The organism is Paenibacillus sp. AGC31 (genome assembly GCF_057334655.1).
Window position 1 is genome coordinate 57837 of record NZ_JBHFJH010000002.1, and the last position, 17326, is coordinate 75162.

Below are 17326 nucleotides of genomic sequence, written 5' to 3' on the forward strand. Positions count from 1 at the left end.
TGTTTGACGATATGTAGGAAAGACGGAGTCTTTTAAGATTGAAGAAAGCAAAGAACATGCTGTTCACCACCTGTGCAGGTTGCTTTCTTGTGAAATCATAGGATGGGGGATCATCATTTTGAAAAAAACCGCTTCGCTGCTGGCCTTTACGTTATTGGCCAGTTTGACGCTTCAACCTTCTGACGGATATGCCAAGAGTAGCATCAGCGATATTGACCAACAGATTCAGCAACTGGAGAGCAAGGCGGCTTCTGCCAAGCAGGAGCAAAAAAAAGCTGCTTCCAACAAAAAGGAAGCACAGCATTACAAGAACAAAACCAACGCTTATCTGAAGGTTGTCATGGAACAGATCAATGTCGTTAGTGATGAACTGGCGAGTGTATCCTTGCAGATCGAGAACACGGAGGAAGATCTCCGTACAACAAAAAAAGATCTGCAAGCGGCAGAAGAACGCATTGTTGCAAGGGAAAAATTGTTGGAGTCACGCGTACGCCTGATGTATACGGACGGTGCTGTATCCTATCTGGATGTATTGTTGTCCTCTACTAGCTTCACTGACTTCCTGACCCGTGCGGATTCACTCAAAACGATTGTGGATCAGGATCAGCATCTGCTGGATGAGCACAAAGCGGACAAGCAACTGGTTGTGGACAAAAAGGCAGAACTGGATGTGCAATATGCGGAAGCCAAGAGTCTGTATGCACAGAAGAAACAGCGCAAGTCCCAATTGAATGAAAAAGAAGCGGAAAAGCAAGTGCTTCTCGCTTCATATGATGCTAAAATTGAAGAGTCAGAAGAGCTGACACAAGAGCAGGAAGATGTATTAATGCAGATTGCCAGCAAACGTTCGGCACTTCTTCAAGAGAAAAATAAATTGCGTGAACAACAGGCAGCCGCCGCAGCCAAAGCAAAAGCCGCAGCCGCCGCTCGGGCGAAAGCTGCAGCCAAGACACCAACCAGAGTGAGTTCGGATAGCAGCAGTGAGGTAACGTACTCATCCGGTAATGGTATCTTCTCAAGACCGGTATCTGGAGGTCGCATTTCTTCTCCATTCGGTCCCCGTACCCATCCAATTACGGGTGTAGTGGGTAAGATGCATGCCGGTGTTGATTTCGCTGTTCCTGTGGGAACTTCGGTTCACGCTGCCTCTGGCGGAATCGTGATCATGGCTGAATGGTATAGCGGTTATGGTTATACGGTTATTGTGGACCACGGCGGTGGACTATGGACGTTATATGGTCACTTGCGCGAAGGTGGATTCAAAGTCAGCAAGGGAGACACAGTAAGCAAAGGGGATACCATCGCTGAGTCAGGAAATACAGGGAACTCTACTGGACCTCACTTGCACTTTGAAGTGAGAGATAACGGTACCGCTGTAAATCCGATGAACTATTTGTAATTATTGCTCCATCGTTCGAATGGAAAAAACATATTCCGTACAAGCTAGACATATAATAAGCTGGCATGTTCAGGGAATGGATTCTGGCAAGAATGGAATCGGACACGCTTCAAAACTAAAGGCGGTGACAAACGGATGATGAAGAAAAGATCGGCGCTACTGCTTGTCATTGTGGGTCTCCTGGGTGGTAGTTTGCTAACCCTGGTACTAATGACTTACCCGGGAATAGCAAACCAAACCACAGCGGGCGAAGGTTTGCTGGCTAGTGTAACCGGCAATACACAGCAGAAGAACGATTTGAAAAAGATTGAAACTGCGATGGATTTGATCTCCAGCAACTATTATAAAGACGTGGATCAGACCAAATTGATTGACGGTGCGATCAACGGCATGATGGAATCGCTTGGTGATCCGTACTCCAACTATATGGGGCAGGAAACGGCTGCTCAGTTTGAAGAGTCGATCGAAGGTTCATTTACCGGTATTGGCGCAGAGGTATCCTCTCAGGATGGAAACGTTGTTGTTGTTTCCCCAATCAAAGGATCTCCTGCCGAGAAAGCGGGTATTCGTGCAAAAGACATGATTATGTCGGTCAACGGCGAATCCCTGCAAGGTTTGGAACTGAACAAGGCTGTTAACAAAATCAGAGGTCCCAAGGGCAGTGAAGCGAAGGTACAGGTCAAACGTGCCGGATCTTCCGAGCTGATTGAATTTGTGATTGTACGGGATGACATTGATCTGGAGACCGTATATGCGCACATGGAGGATGGCGGAATTGGCGTTATTGCCATTACTCAATTCTCTTTGAATACGGGCGATCGCTTTAAGGAAGAATTGGCGAAGCTTGAGAAGCAGAACATGAAAGGTCTGGTCATCGACGTACGGAATGACCCAGGCGGTGTGTTGCAAGTTGTTATTGATATCGCTGAGCAGTTTGTTCCTAAAGGCAAGGTTATTGTGCAAGTGGAAGACAAGAACGGCAAAAAGGAACAAAGTAAGTCCAATGGATCAGCCAAAGCTTATCCAGTCACAGTCCTGATGAACAAAGGCAGTGCGAGTGCGTCGGAGATTTTGGCCGGTGCATTACAACAGTCAGCAGGTGCTAAGTTGATTGGTGAAAACTCCTTTGGTAAAGGAACCGTCCAGACGAGTTATGACAAGCAGATGGGTGATGGCAGCTTGCTGAAAATCACTATTGCCAAGTGGCTCACTCCGAACGGAGACTGGATTCATGAAAAAGGAATCAAACCGGATATTGCGGTAGACCAGCCGGATTATTTCTCGGTGGCACCGATTAACAAAGAGAAGTTACCACTGAAATATGACAGCAATAGCTCGGATGTGAAAAGTGCGCAGACGATGCTGAGAGGACTCGATTTCAAACCGGATCGTGTGGATGGATACTACGACCAGAAGACGGAAGAAGCGGTCAAGGCATTCCAGAAGCAAAAAGGCATTCAGGCTACAGGCCAGATTGACGAGAAAACCGCTGAATCACTGGAAGCGGCTCTGATTGAACGTATTGCCAATCCTCAATATGATGCACAGCTGAAACGCGCGATCGAAAATGTCTCGAAGGATATTTCGTCCGCTGTGTCGAAGCCATAAAGAAGGCTGATTTTCAGCCTTCTTTTTTTCTGAACCGGCTGAAAGAGAGGGGTGACCGACCACAATGGAATGGGTATGGCCGTGGTTAACTACATTAGGGGAAGCTTTGTTGCAGTTGTTTATTCAGCCGTTTTATTATATTGCGGTGATCCTGATTGCGCTGATCTATCATCGTCAGTTACTGCAGGAGCGTAAATTATTTCATGTCCGATTGCAAAGCTCGATAACACAGACGATTCGTGCGGTGCTTGGAGGTATACTCATCGGTACCATTGTCTCGATCGTGTCCTTATTCCTCGGTGCACATCTTACACTGGGAAGCCTGATATGCATATGGGGTGCAACATTAATTCTATCCTTGTTCCGTATCCGGTATCTGTGTTTTGCTTACGCAGCCGGGTTACTGGGTGTGCTGCAATTTGGTTTGAATCTGGCTTCAGGCTGGCAACCATCAGGTTGGATGGGTAGTGTAACGGAAACGCTACGTACCCTGGATATGCCTGCACTGCTTGTCCTGGCGGCGCTTCTACATATGGGTGAAGCCCTGTTGGTACGCATGCAGGGGGTATCGATGGCATCACCACTTCTCTTCGAGGGAAAACGCGGGAAACTGGTTGGTGGATATCAACTGCAACAGTTCTGGGCCATTCCTCTACTGATTCTTGTCCCTGTCACAGGCAGTGGCGCGGAACTGGCTTGGAATCCACTGATGAATGCAGGACATAGTTACATGCTGATTGCATTGCCGATTATGCTCGGATTTGGTGAGATAACGCAGAGTATGCTTCCCGGACAAAAGGTACAGATCTCATCAAAACGGTTGATGATATATGGGGCAACTTTGCTCGTGTTCAGTTTGCTTGCTGTATGGTGGTCTCCACTCATGGTGGTTGCTGCACTAATCGCATTTATTGGACATGAATTTCTGGTATGGTACAGTGCGTTTGAAGAGCAAAACCGCAGTCCAGTATTTGTCCATCCGCAGCATGGATTGAAGGTACTGGCTGTTATTCCGGAGAGTCCTGCTGCAGATTTGGGGATTGAAGCAGGAGAGACCTTGTACAAGGTGAATGGTAAGTTGGTTCATTCACCAGAAGAGTTGCATCGTGCTCTGCGGATGAACCCGGCTTTTTGCAAACTTGAGGTACGAAATCATCAGGGAGAAAGCAAGTTCATGCAACGAGCGATCTATGAAGGGGAGCATCATCAGCTTGGGGTCATTATGGCACCGGACAATCACGAGGTTTGGGCGATTCGGTTACGTCCACTGACGTTGTTCCATGTCATCAACCTCAAATTGTTTGCCCGTCTGAAAAAACCACAAAGGGACGAAGCTCCCTTGGCGTTACCGCCAGCCCCTGTGGCCAGTGATAAAGGGTCCGTGGAGATGTAACTAACATACGTGATGAAGTATGTTTGCATAAATCAAGCAATGAAAAAAGGTATTTCCGAGCGCCGTCACGGGCAAGGGAAATACCTTTTTTGTTATTGTTTTAGCATAAAGATGGCGATTTGGGTCCGATCGCGCAAGCTCAGCTTGCCGAGAATATCTGTGACGTAGTTTTTGACCGTGCCTTCACTGAGGAACAGTTTGGCGGCAATTTCCTTATTGGACAACCCCTCCGATATGGCCTCGGCAACCGCCAGCTCCATACGTGTCAGTCCATAGGCTTCGATTGGGTTCTGTGTCAGGGGAATCGCAGAGGGACGGAGAAGGCCTGCCAATTTGCGGGCAATATCCGGATGGATTAACATATCGCCGTTATGTACTGTCTTGATACCTTGAACAATTCGTTCAGGTGGAACATTCTTGAGTAAATAACCGCTTGCTCCATTCTGTAATGCCTGAATGATATACTCGTCGTCGTCAAACGTAGTCAGCATAAGCACCTGGATTTCAGGAAAGCGTGCCTTGATGTGTTTGGTACCTTCAACTCCGTCACATTCCGGCATCCGAATATCCATTAAAACCACGTCCGCAGGCGTTCCTGCTTCAAGCAATTCCAACGCTTCCTGTCCATTTGAGGCTGTGCCTGTAACGCGAATGCCGGAGTCCAGTCCGAGCAGCACTTTCAGGCTCTCACGAATGAAGTAATCATCGTCGGCGAGAATCAGCTGAATAAGTGGGGGCTGGCCTGAATCATTCTTGTTGTTCACATCATTCCGTTCGGACATGAGAACATTCACTTCCTTTTTTCAGAGTATATCCATCTGGTTCGTTAATGGAATGCGTGTAATCACTGTATACGGATAAGCTGATTGAATCTCCAGGACTCCTCCCACCATTTGTGTGCGCAGAAGCATGCCTTCCTGTCCTATGCCGTTTCGCTTGGAAGAATGAGGATTGATTTTGCCATCATTACTTATACTCATACACACTTCCTGATCCCCGAATACCAACTCCACTGTGATCGAAGAAGCATTTCCATGTCGCAGGGCATTGGTCAGGGCTTCTTTGGCATTTTTGTATAAAACAATCTGTATGCTGGGATACAGCACATGAGATGGGCCATGAACTTGATAATTTGTCTTCACGCCGGTATCTCTACCGACTTCCTCTAGGAGACGATCCAGGTCGTAGGCTTGGGATGCATAGGAATTAGGTTGCAGTTTGTGCAGTGTGCTGCGCATATCATCCATACTATCGGCCAATTGATCGCGAATCTGTCTCACCATTTCCGTTCCTTGTTCCATATTCAGGGGGAGGGTCAGCAGGGCGGCTTCCGACATCATTTTGGTGCGAATCAGTCGATGCCCGATATCGTCATGAAGCTGTCTTGAGATCCGGGTGCGTTCCTCTGCCTGAGCCGCTCCTTCAAGTTGCTTTGCGAATAGTAGTAATTGCGCACGCGCTTCCTGTAGCTCGTAATGTTTGCTGCGAAGCTCGTCATAGACTTGTTCCAGTTGTCCGCGGCTGCTCGCCGTTCTTGATCCCTGCCAGGACAGAGCCGCTGTGATGAGCAGAAGCAGGTTGCCAAGAACCATCGCAGTTGTCTCTGCGGAGAGTAATGTAGTGGCGGTTGTATTTAGTGTGGTTAACCCTGGCTGCTGTGCCTGTGGGACAGAATAATGCCAATGCAAAGCGACATTGTTAGCGATAAGCTGAATTGCAAACATCAACCATCTCCGACTTCCCTCCAGTCTGTATATATACACGTAGAGTACGGATAGAGAGAGGAATAGCAGGAATGGTCCATACGAAGCAATCAGCCAGCAGCCCCAGAGTATTTCGGCCAGAAGCAACAGCCACTGCTGTGTACTTGAACGATTGAAATCTTTCCACACGGAGAGTCCAAGTGCAATGATGATATACAGGGTGTAGACGGCTTCATTTTCCAAGGGCAGCATCAACATGTACAGTACTGCTGGAACGATAATTAATCCATATTGCAGAAGCCGCATCGGCATATGTAAATGACATCCTTTATATAAAAAGTGGAGTAGAAAATCTCTTGGTAATGCGCCCTTGATTATACCATAAGCAGCATTCGAATCAGGAGATGACTTAAGTCACCTTCGATTCATGACCTTTTGTACCTTCGCTACAGATTACGATCCGTTACAATAAAATTATGAGATCCAGCGGCGAAGGCCGAAACGGAAAAGGGGCGTAAAAGGGATGGGCATACTTGAAGTAGATCATGTAGTAAAACGATACGGCAGCAAGCTGTCCGTGGATCATTTGAACCTTAGTGTTGGCAAAGGCGAGATTTTTGGATTGCTTGGTCCCAATGGAGCAGGAAAAAGTACCACCATCAGCATGATTGCAGGGCTCCTGAATATGGATCAGGGTGAAATCAGATTAGATGGGATCTCGGTCAAGGAGCGACCGCTTGAAGTGAAGCGCAAGATCGGACTGGTTCCACAGGATCTGGCTTTATACGAAACGATGTCTGCTGCGGAGAATGTGACCTTTTTTGCCAGACTGTATGGACTGCGTGGTAAGTTGCTTAAGGAAAGAGTGCAGGAGTCCCTTGAATTTGTAGGGTTGCAGGATAAAGCAAAGGATGCCCCCTCGACCTTCTCTGGTGGTATGAAACGCAGGTTAAACATCGCATGTGCGATTACACATCGCCCGGATCTCATTATTATGGATGAACCGACAGTTGGCATTGATCCCCAATCTCGGAATCATATTCTTGAATCGGTACGCACACTTAACAAGATGGGTTCGACGATCATATACACAAGTCATTACATGGAGGAAGTGGCGGCAATTAGTCATCGGGTTGCGATTATGGATCAGGGGCGAATTATTGCCTGTGGGACTGAAGCAGAGCTGAGAGAACGGGTAGCATCGGAGGAAAAAGTAGTGCTCTCCACTTCCGGTATCGGTCCCGACGTCGTGGAAGAACTGAAACTTCACCCCCGTGTGCGGATGGTAGACGTTTCAGAGAATACACTGACCATTACGCTGCCTTCGGCACAGCAGGATCTCCAGGATTTGCTCTTCATTTGCAGCAAACATGAAGTATCCATTCAGTCGCTCAAGGTAGAAGAGCCGGATCTGGAAACGTTGTTCCTCAATCTGACCGGGCGTACGCTTCGGGACTAGGGGGAGCAAGAAATGAATATATGGCATATTTGCATCTTTGAATTGAAACGTATACTTAAGATTCGATCTGTGGTGTTAAACCTGTTTATTTTGCCGTTGTTACTGATTTTTATATTGGGTACGGCACTTTCCAGTACGATGGGTACGGCGGCGGATGTTATTCCGGATACTGTACGTGTGGGAATCATCCAATTGAGTACTGAATCTGGCGGAGGATCAAGTACGGTTAATCAAGCGATGGATACATTCGTTAAATCCCCGGAAGTGGCTGAGATGATCAAGGTGCAGAACTTTACGACTGAAGAAGAGGCCGTTCATTCGCTGCGTACCGGCAAGCTGGACTTTGCTGTAATGATTCCTTCGGATTTTGAGCAAAACGTGATGATGGGGAAAGAGGCCAGGTTACAGTGGATACGAGGAAAGGACAACACACTTAATACCTTGGGTGAAACTTTGTTCACACGTTTTACGGATGAATGGAATCAACAGATGGCGATTACCAAAGTGCTCGGTCCGGAAGTAATTGCTGCCATGGCCTCTGTTTCGGAGTCTGGTACGGCGAATTCTGCCTCCATTGCTGTCACTAATCCCGGTAAGACAGGTACGGCGTATAGTGCCTCCCAATACTATGCAGCTTCCATGCTGGCAATGTTCATGTTGTACTCAGGCATGACTACCAGTACCAGCCTTTTTGGAGAGCGTGATAACAAAACGTTGATCCGCCTTCAGGCTGCGCCTATAGGCAATGGAGTTATTTTCGCTGGAAAAATTGCAGGCAATAGTCTGCTCGCTTTCTTACAAGCAACAACGATCATTCTTATGACGTATTGGTTCTACGGTGTGGATTGGGGAACCCATCCTTGGTATATTGTGCTGACTTGTGTATGTATCACATTGGCATCCATGACTCTTGGCGTGATCGTGGCATTGGTATGCAAAAGCACGACATCGGCCAGTGCAACCTTACAAGGTATCATCGTTGCCATGACATTCATCAGCGGTGGGTTCATGCCCATTCCAATTGATTTTGTACAGCGGCTTAGCGAATTTACGGTTAACCACTGGGCGCTCCAGAGTTTTCTGAGAATGATGCTGGATGCACCTGTACGAGAGATTGTATATAACATTCTAATGTTAGGCGTGGTATGCGCTGTATTACTGTTCATCTCAGGATTGATCTATAGAAAGGCAGGATACCGATATGAATAGTCTACACATCGCCTGGTTGATGATTAGACGTACACTTGGCCGTAAAATGGGCTTCATTACGTTTCTGCTTTTGCCTTGCCTGGTGGTTACAGGAGCGGTTGCTCTATTTGGAAGCGAGCAGAGTACACGTACTGTTATTCCCTATGTCAATGAGGATGGAGGGGTGGCAGGGACATGGATGATTCATGAACTTGCTGACAAAGAGGAATATCTGCTCAAGCCGATGACAAACGAAGCAGAAGTGAAGGAAGCCATCGCTCAGCAAAAAGGAAGCTCTGGCATCATCATTCCGGCACATTATACAGAGGATCTGTTACAAGGAAAGCCAACCGAAATTCAATTGGTGGAACTGCGTATAAGTGAAAGTTCCTATACCCTACGAGCAGCAGTTGAAGGTTTAACGAGCGGATTGTTACAATCTGCTTCAGCTGTTAAGGTGGCAGCAGGTCCTGTCTCAAGTGAGACGGATATACTATCGAGTATACAGAAGCCATTTGAACAGCTTTTACAGGAGATAGGAAAACATCAAGTCGCTGGTGAAGTCACCGATTTGCAGATCTACCCCAAGCCAGGCCTGAACAATGTGACTGGATTTACAATCATGTTTATGATGGGGCTGTTGACCAGTGCAGTGGCTGTGATAATGGAAGATCGCAGAAAACGTACGATGGCCAGAGTATATACGGCACCCGTCCGTGCATATGAGATTGCGCTTGGCAATTTCCTGGGCAGCTTTGTCATTGGCATGATTCAGATTGTGATGGTTCTAGGAGTCAGCAGATGGCTGCTGCATTATGATGCCGGTATTTCTTTTGGCATTCATTTCGTCATCTTGGCCGCATTCATGCTGGTCTCCATGGGGATCGCAAGTACCGTGGCAGGATTAATTCGTAATCCCAAAAATGCGAATATGTTGAATTCACTTGTCATTATGCCAACCTGTATGATAGGTGGTTGTTTCTGGCCGATCTCGTTGATGCCGGATTATATGCAGAAGCTCGCTAACTTTGTTCCACAGAAATGGGCGATTCAGGCGGTGGAGACGATCTCTGCTGGCGGTACATTGTCGGATATTACATTGCCGTTATTGATTTTGTTTGGCATGGCTGCCATTTTGCTGACTGTAGGCTCTGCGATTCTACGCCCTAGCCAGCCAGGAGTAGAGGCATAAATAAGGTTTATACGACATAAAAGAAAGCACGCTCTGCTGAATTGAATTCAGTTAGAGCGTGCTTTCTTTGCATGAGTAATGTTGCATTATGTGAGATATGGATGATTAAGGCTGGAGCTGACGCAGGACCGTTATTTCAACCCGACGGTTCTTTTGTCTTCCGGCGGCTGTGGTGTTGTCACCCGTTGGGCGAGTATCCGCATATCCGGCATACTGGAAGCTGTCCGGGTTAAGCTTCTCTGTATCCAGAAAGAATCGCAATACAGACAGTGCACGTTCTCCTGAAAGCTGCCAGTTATCGGTATAGGCGGAGTTTGCTCCCACAGGAATGTTATCGGTGTGACCCTCAATGCTGACAACGGTATTTAGATCACGGAACAGGCTGGCAAGTTTACTGAGCGTTGGTGCTGCACCATCCTTTAGAGCGGCCTGTCCCTGATCAAACAGGAAGCGGTCACTAAGTGTAATGGATAGGCCCTGTGGCTTGTCCGCAACAAAAATCTGATTTTCCAGTTTATTATCCTCAATATATTGGGTAATCACATTGAACAGATTTTGCAATTCCTGCTCCTGTGACCTGAACTGTTCTTCCCGTTCTGTGAGGGGTTTGTTGTCATCATCTGGTGTTGCAGTTTCTTCACCTTCTGAAGGGTCTTCACCCTGCACCTCGGATGGCGGAGTCTCTGTAATCGTCTGTCCGGGCTTCTCACCGAGTCCCTCACCAAGCTCAAGGATAGAGTCGGACGCATTGAATGTATTTTGTAACGATTGAGTAACGACGTCATATTTACCTGAATCCAGATTGCTCATGGCATACATGATGACAAAAAAGATCAAAAGCAGAGTTATGAGATCGGCATAAGTAATCATCCAGCGATCCCGATGATCGATAGTTTCACGTTTTCCGCGCCGTTTACTGCGCCGACTCATCCAATCCCTCCTTTGCTAGGGGGCGTATATGCTGACGATGCGTGAGGGTGAAGGACTCCAGTCTTTTGCGTACAAGCTGGGGATTTTCACCGTTCTGAATGGCAAGTACACCTTCGAGAAGCATTTCCATGGTCTGCACTTCATCGGCACCTCTGGATTTGATCTTGGAGGCAATGGGCAAAAAGATAAGATTGGCACTGGCGACCCCATACAGGGTTGCGGTAAAGGCAACAGCAATGGCAGGTCCAAGTCCTGTGGGATCGGTCAAACTGCCAAGTACCTGAATAAGTCCCATCACGGTTCCGATGATCCCCATGGTCGGAGCATACCCACCAGCGGATTCGAATATTTTGGCATAACCCTCATGTTTTTGTTCAATCGAGTCAATCTCCATCTCCAGGATCTGGCGAACCACATCCTGATCGGTACCATCAACAACCATCTGAATACCATCTTGCAAAAATGGATGCGGATGATCCATAACTTTGCGTTCCAATGCAAGTACACCTGAGCGGCGTGCGATTGAAGACATCTCCACCAGTTCTTCGACCCATAAGCCTGATTCATTATTGTTACGTCCAAAAGCCATACGCAGAGCAGCTGGAATCGTACGAAGGCGATGCGCCGGAAAACTGGCAACCACAGCAGCAATCGTTCCACCGAATACAATTAAAGCAGCCGTTTTTTGCAGGAGACCGGACAATTGGCCACCTTCCCACAAAAAACCGCTAATGACTGCGGCAATTCCGGCAATAATACCGATAAGTGTCGCAATATCCATAAATTAACCCACTCCTATCTTCATTTCACGTTTGCATCACTAAAACGAACGAGGTATAATTAAACGGGAACAAATATTCCTATTACTATAAGTTTTCCCATATGAAAATTCGGGGAACTTCGACAATATATAGTGACTATTATTTTAGACGATAGGGTGAGATACGGCAATGAGCGATATTATAATGAGCGACAAAACGTTCGAAATCGAGTCAGAGTTTTCTCCCCAAGGTGATCAGCCTGCAGCCATTAAAGAATTGGTGAAGGGTGTTCAGGAGGGGAAGAGGTACCAGACACTGCTGGGTGCAACGGGTACGGGTAAGACGTTTACGATAGCCCAGACGATAGCCCAACTGCAACGTCCTACGCTGATTATTGCACACAACAAAACGTTGGCAGCGCAGCTTGCAAGTGAGTTCAAAGATTTTTTTCCTAATAACATGGTTGAGTATTTCGTCAGTTATTACGATTATTTTCAGCCAGAAGCATATATCCCGTCCTCCGATACGTATATCGAGAAGGATTCAAGTATTAATGAAGAGATCGACAAACTGCGGCACGCAGCGACAAGTTCGTTGTTTGAGCGCAGGGACGTCATCATTGTAGCGAGTGTTTCTTGCATTTATGGTTTGGGTTCACCGCACTCGTATTCAAGCATGTTGCTGTCACTTCGGGTAGGCATGGAGAAACCGCGCAATCAGATTTTGTCCCGTCTGGTAGAGATTCAGTATCAACGGAATGATATTAACTTTGTACGGGGTACATTCCGTGTCCGTGGGGATGTCGTAGAGATCTTCCCTGCCTCCAAGGGCGAACATGCAATTCGGGTTGAATTGTTTGGTGATGAGATCGAGAAAATTACGGAGATTGATGTGTTAACCGGAGAACTGATTGGCGAACGTGAACATATTGCCATCTTCCCGGCGTCTCACTTCGTAACGCAAGAAGAGACGATGAAGGTTGCGCTAGTGAACATTGAGCGTGAACTGGAAGAACGTCTTGAAGTGTTGCGTGAACAAGGGAAGTTGCTGGAGGCTCAGCGACTGGAGCAGCGCACACGGTATGATATCGAGATGATGAAGGAAGTTGGCTTCTGTTCGGGGATTGAGAACTATTCCGGTCCACTGACTTTCCGCGAACGCGGCGATACCCCATACACATTGATGGATTACTTCCCGGATGACATGTTGATTGTGGTTGATGAGTCTCACGTGACTCTGCCGCAGATCCGTGCGATGTACAATGGTGACCAGGCGCGGAAGACAGTATTGGTTGAACATGGTTTCCGTCTGCCGTCAGCATTGGATAATCGTCCACTCAAATTCGAAGAGTTCGAAGGCAAGATGGATCAGATTATTTATGTATCAGCAACACCAGGCCCGTATGAGATTGAGCACACCGATACGATGGTGCAACAGATTATCCGTCCAACCGGACTGCTCGATCCAATCATTGAACTGCGTCCAACGAAGGGACAGATCGATGACTTGATTGGTGAGATTAACGACCGGATTGCCAAAGACGAGCGTGTGTTGATTACAACATTAACGAAGAAGATGTCCGAGGACCTGACGGATTATCTGAAGGAAGTTGGAATCAAGGTTCGTTATCTGCACTCCGAGATTAAAACATTGGAACGGATGGCGATTTTACGTGATTTAAGGTTGGGCGTGTTCCATGTCCTGATCGGAATCAACTTGCTCCGGGAAGGTCTTGATCTGCCCGAAGTTTCCCTCGTCGCTATATTGGATGCTGATAAGGAAGGATTCCTGCGTTCCGAACGCTCACTGATCCAAACGATTGGTCGTGCGGCACGGAACAGCGAGGGTCGCGTTATTCTATACGGTGACAAAGTGACGGATTCGATGGATAAAGCGATAAAGGAAACAGAGCGTCGTCGTGCAATCCAGATCGAGTACAACGAGAAACATGGAATTACACCACAGACGATTCGCAAAAAAGTGCGTGATGTGATTGAGGCAACCAAAGTTGCCGAATCCAAGAAAGACTATCTCACAGGCGCAGCCGAGAAGATGTCGAAGAAAGATCGCCAGGCACTTATTCAGCGCCTAGAGGTAGAGATGAAAGATGCAGCCAAAAACCTGCAGTTTGAGCGTGCTGCCGAGCTTCGCGATGCGTTGCTGGAACTTCGCGCTGAATAAGATACTGCTCATTCATATGCTCCAGTAATGATGGATCTGTAACAAGAGAACGGCCAATTGGCCGTTCTCTTGTTGAGTAAGGAATTCGTTGATATATACCGATAATAAGAGATGTTGAAATCTTGAATTCGGGTCTATACTGATAGAAATGTTGAAATTGGTTAAAAGGTTTATAGGAAAGCAATTGGGAGTCGTGTCCCCCTGAGAGTCGAGAGCGCCCTGGTGTTGACCTCGGAGCCGAGCCGAAGGCAATGGCGACCTGTCGCGAACGTGGCGAAGCCGAGAGCGTTCCGGTGTTGACCTTGGAGCCGAGCCGAAGGCAATGGCGACCTAGCCGCGAACGTGGCGAAGCCGAGAGCGTCACCTCGCAGTAGAGCGGCCGTATAAGGTTCCGGCAATGAGCCGGAACCTTATACGGAGCCGCGGGCACACAACCACCCTTCACATAGCAAGACCCGACCCCTCACCGTTGCACCGCTTGTTTCGGGTGTCCAGAGGGCTGCGCCCTCCCAAACCCTCCCTTGGAAGGGAGGGTTTGGGAGGGATCGAAAGGCCTTTAAAGGTTTGGATTAACACACTGAGAGGATGAATACTATTGGCGAGCGATAACATTGTCATTAAAGGCGCACGAGCGCATAACCTGAAAAATATCGACATTACCATCCCGCGTGACCGCTTTGTTGTATTGACCGGCCTGAGTGGCTCAGGCAAGTCCTCGCTGGCTTTTGACACAATCTATGCCGAAGGACAGCGGCGGTATGTCGAATCATTGTCAGCTTACGCACGGCAGTTTCTGGGACAGATGGAGAAACCGGACGTTGATTCCATCGAAGGATTATCTCCTGCCATTTCAATAGATCAGAAAACAACAAGCCGTAACCCACGTTCCACGGTTGGAACTGTGACGGAAATCTATGATTACCTGCGCCTGTTATTTGCACGTGTGGGTCATCCACATTGTCCAGACCACGGCGTAGAGATCAGTTCCCAGACCGTAGAACAAATGGTTGACCGCATTATGCAATATCCAGAGCGTACCCGGCTACAAATACTGGCACCCATTATCTCTGGTCGTAAGGGTGAGCACAAAAGTGTATTTGCTGATGTGTCCAAGCAGGGCTTTGTCCGTGTGCGGGTGAACGGGGAACTTCGTGACCTGTCAGAAGATATTCAATTGGAGAAAAACAAAAAGCATACGATTGAAGTCGTTGTTGACCGGATCGTTGTTAAAGATGATGTACAGGCGCGTCTGGCCGACTCTATTGAAACAGCACTTAATTTGTCCGGAGGACAACTCCTGGTGGACATTATGGGCGAAGAAGAGCTGCGCTTCAGTTCCAACTTTGCCTGCCCGGTGTGTGGATTCAGTATTGAAGAACTTGCACCACGGATGTTCTCATTTAACAGTCCCTTCGGGGCTTGCCCGGATTGTGATGGGTTAGGTGTCAAAATGATCGTTGACCCTGATCTGCTGGTACCAGATCGGACTAAGACCATCGAAGATGGAGCTTTTGATGCTTGGACAGGTGGTACATCTACCTATTATCCGCAGTTCCTGAAGTCAGTATGTGAGCACTTCAACATTCCGCAAAATGTACCTGTCGAAGATCTGCCAGCTGAGCAGATGAACAAGTTGTTGCAGGGTACAGGTACGGAGAAAATTCGTTTCCGTTATGAGAATGATTTTGGACAACGGAAGGAAGCACTGGTTACCTTTGAAGGTATTGTGAATAACTTAGAGCGTAGATATCGTGATACAGCATCGGAAGGAATCCGTGAATTTATTGAGGGTTACATGAGTGCGAAGCCTTGTGGTACATGTAAAGGTCAGCGTCTGAAACGCGAGAGTCTTGCGGTTACGATCAATGATCACAACATGGCCTATGTGACTAGTTTGTCCATTGGTGAAGCTGGCCGATTCTTCGATTCATTGGAATTGACGGAGAAGGAGCAGACGATTGCCAAACTGATTTTGAAAGAAATCAACAGCCGTCTCGGCTTCCTGGTGAATGTTGGTCTGGATTACCTTACACTGAGTCGTGCTGCCGGAACATTGTCCGGTGGGGAAGCCCAACGGATCAGACTGGCTACACAGATCGGTTCCAGCCTGATGGGTGTGCTGTATATTCTCGATGAGCCAAGTATTGGCTTGCATCAACGGGATAATGACCGTCTGATCTCAACACTTGCGCATATGCGAGACATTGGTAACACGTTGATCGTGGTTGAACATGATGAGGATACGATGATGGCTGCCGATTATATTATTGATATTGGCCCAGGTGCAGGTATCCACGGTGGTACCATCATGTCACAGGGTACACCGGAGGAGATCATGAACGATGAGAACTCCTTAACCGGTCAATATCTGAGTGGACGCAAGTTCATTCCGATTCGTACAGAACGTAGAAGTGTAGGAGACCGTTGGTTGGAAGTACGTGGAGCCAAAGAAAATAACCTGAAGAATCTGAACGTGAAGATTCCAGTGGGCGTATTTACTGCGGTAACGGGTGTGTCTGGCTCAGGTAAATCCACATTGATTAATGAGATTCTCTACAAAACGCTGGCACGTGATCTGAACCGTGCTCGGGTACGCCCGGGTCAACATAAAGAAATTCGTGGTCTGGAGCATATCGATAAAGTTATCGATATTGACCAGTCGCCAATCGGGCGGACACCACGTTCCAACCCGGCTACGTATACAGGTGTCTTTGATGATATTCGGGATCTGTTTGCTCAGACGAATGAAGCCAAAGTACGTGGATATAAGAAAGGTCGATTCAGTTTTAATATCAAAGGTGGACGTTGTGAAGCCTGCCGTGGAGACGGCATTATCAAAATCGAGATGCACTTCTTGCCGGACGTTTATGTTCCTTGTGAAGTCTGCAAAGGCAAACGATACAATCGGGAAACGCTTGAAGTGAAATATAAAAACAGAAATATTTCCGATGTACTGGAAATGACGGTTGAAGATGCAACCCAATTCTTCGAGAACATTCCGAAGATCCATCGCAAAATGCAGACACTGATGGATGTGGGTCTGGGTTATATCAATCTGGGACAACCTGCAACCACATTGTCTGGTGGTGAAGCCCAGCGTGTGAAGCTTGCTTCCGAGCTGTATCGCCGCAGTACGGGGAAAACCATCTACATCCTCGATGAACCGACTACGGGTTTGCATGTCGATGATATCGACCGTTTGCTGAACGTATTGCACCGTCTGGTTGATTCCGGGGAATCAGTCTTGGTGATTGAGCATAACCTGGATGTGATCAAAACGGCAGACTATGTTGTTGATCTGGGTCCAGAAGGCGGTAGCGGTGGAGGAACCATTGTTGCAACTGGAACACCTGAGGATATCGTTAAAGTGGAAGCTTCTTATACCGGCAAGTACTTGAAGCCGGTTCTGGAGCGGGATACCGAGCGGAGCAAGGCACTGCAATTAGTAGACTAAGGTCCTCTAACCAGTAGTTATATCAATATGAAGTGGCAGTATTGGCCCTTCTTTTCGA

At 47.6% G+C, this 17326-nt stretch carries 12 protein-coding genes; 8 read left to right on the top strand and 4 right to left on the bottom strand.

Features of this window, described 5'->3' with window-relative positions:
* The first annotated feature begins 118 nt into the window (after positions 1 to 118).
* From ACE04G_RS02635 to ACE04G_RS02645, 3 genes are all read left to right on the top strand, one after another.
* On the top strand, positions 119 to 1399 hold the full coding sequence (locus tag ACE04G_RS02635) for a murein hydrolase activator EnvC family protein (protein WP_221824019.1): 1281 nt from the start codon (positions 119 to 121) through the stop codon (positions 1397 to 1399).
* A 135-nt stretch (positions 1400 to 1534) separates the two neighbouring features.
* Positions 1535 to 3007 (top strand): S41 family peptidase, encoded by a 1473-nt coding sequence (locus ACE04G_RS02640; protein WP_237177463.1) that lies wholly within the window; start codon positions 1535 to 1537, stop codon positions 3005 to 3007.
* Between the two features lie 64 nt (positions 3008 to 3071).
* Positions 3072 to 4400: a PDZ domain-containing protein gene (locus ACE04G_RS02645; RefSeq protein WP_339305853.1), complete on the top strand. Its 1329-nt coding sequence runs from the start codon at positions 3072 to 3074 to the stop codon at positions 4398 to 4400.
* A gap of 92 nt (positions 4401 to 4492) precedes the next feature.
* Here ACE04G_RS02645 and ACE04G_RS02650 read toward each other — a convergent pair whose 3' ends face one another.
* Both ACE04G_RS02650 and ACE04G_RS02655 read right to left on the bottom strand, forming a co-directional pair.
* Entirely contained in the window at positions 4493 to 5182 is a 690-nt protein-coding gene (locus tag ACE04G_RS02650; protein WP_339305851.1) for a response regulator transcription factor, read from the bottom strand.
* 21 nt (positions 5183 to 5203) lie between these two features.
* Positions 5204 to 6415 (bottom strand): sensor histidine kinase, encoded by a 1212-nt coding sequence (locus ACE04G_RS02655; RefSeq protein ID WP_449003780.1) that lies wholly within the window; start codon positions 6413 to 6415, stop codon positions 5204 to 5206.
* A 211-nt stretch (positions 6416 to 6626) separates the two neighbouring features.
* On the opposite strand from ACE04G_RS02655, the gene ACE04G_RS02660 reads away from it, so the two are divergent.
* Genes ACE04G_RS02660 through ACE04G_RS02670 form a run of 3 tightly spaced genes read left to right on the top strand, consistent with a single transcriptional unit; the run spans position 6627 to position 9942 of the window.
* Positions 6627 to 7562: an ABC transporter ATP-binding protein gene (locus tag ACE04G_RS02660; protein WP_036667718.1), complete on the top strand. Its 936-nt coding sequence runs from the start codon at positions 6627 to 6629 to the stop codon at positions 7560 to 7562.
* Between the two features lie 12 nt (positions 7563 to 7574).
* Positions 7575 to 8771, top strand: a complete 1197-nt coding sequence (locus tag ACE04G_RS02665) for an ABC transporter permease (protein ID WP_449003781.1) — start codon at positions 7575 to 7577, stop codon at positions 8769 to 8771.
* Positions 8764 to 9942 carry an ABC transporter permease gene (locus ACE04G_RS02670; protein WP_449003782.1) on the top strand — a complete coding sequence of 393 codons (1179 nt, stop codon included), beginning with the start codon at positions 8764 to 8766 and terminating at the stop codon, positions 9940 to 9942. Before ACE04G_RS02665 ends, ACE04G_RS02670 begins: the two co-directional genes overlap by 8 nt.
* A 105-nt stretch (positions 9943 to 10047) precedes the next feature.
* On the opposite strand, the gene ACE04G_RS02675 is transcribed toward ACE04G_RS02670, so the two are convergent.
* Together ACE04G_RS02675 and ACE04G_RS02680 are read right to left on the bottom strand one after the other, a co-directional pair.
* A complete protein-coding gene (locus ACE04G_RS02675; protein WP_221824030.1) occupies positions 10048 to 10872 on the bottom strand; it encodes a flagellar motor protein MotB in 825 nt (274 codons plus the stop codon).
* Positions 10856 to 11653, bottom strand: a complete 798-nt coding sequence (locus ACE04G_RS02680) for a flagellar motor protein (RefSeq protein ID WP_062837042.1) — start codon at positions 11651 to 11653, stop codon at positions 10856 to 10858. The genes ACE04G_RS02675 and ACE04G_RS02680 overlap by 17 nt, the downstream gene beginning before the upstream one ends.
* A gap of 169 nt (positions 11654 to 11822) precedes the next feature.
* Between ACE04G_RS02680 and uvrB the strand changes: the two genes are divergently transcribed.
* Together uvrB and uvrA are read left to right on the top strand one after the other, a co-directional pair.
* The gene (gene uvrB / locus ACE04G_RS02685; protein ID WP_091013102.1) at positions 11823 to 13814 is read left to right on the top strand and encodes an excinuclease ABC subunit UvrB; all 1992 of its coding nucleotides are present in this window, start codon (positions 11823 to 11825) and stop codon (positions 13812 to 13814) included.
* 595 nt (positions 13815 to 14409) lie between these two features.
* Positions 14410 to 17268 (top strand): excinuclease ABC subunit UvrA, encoded by a 2859-nt coding sequence (gene uvrA / locus ACE04G_RS02690; protein WP_221824032.1) that lies wholly within the window; start codon positions 14410 to 14412, stop codon positions 17266 to 17268.
* Positions 17269 to 17326: the final 58 nt, after the last annotated feature.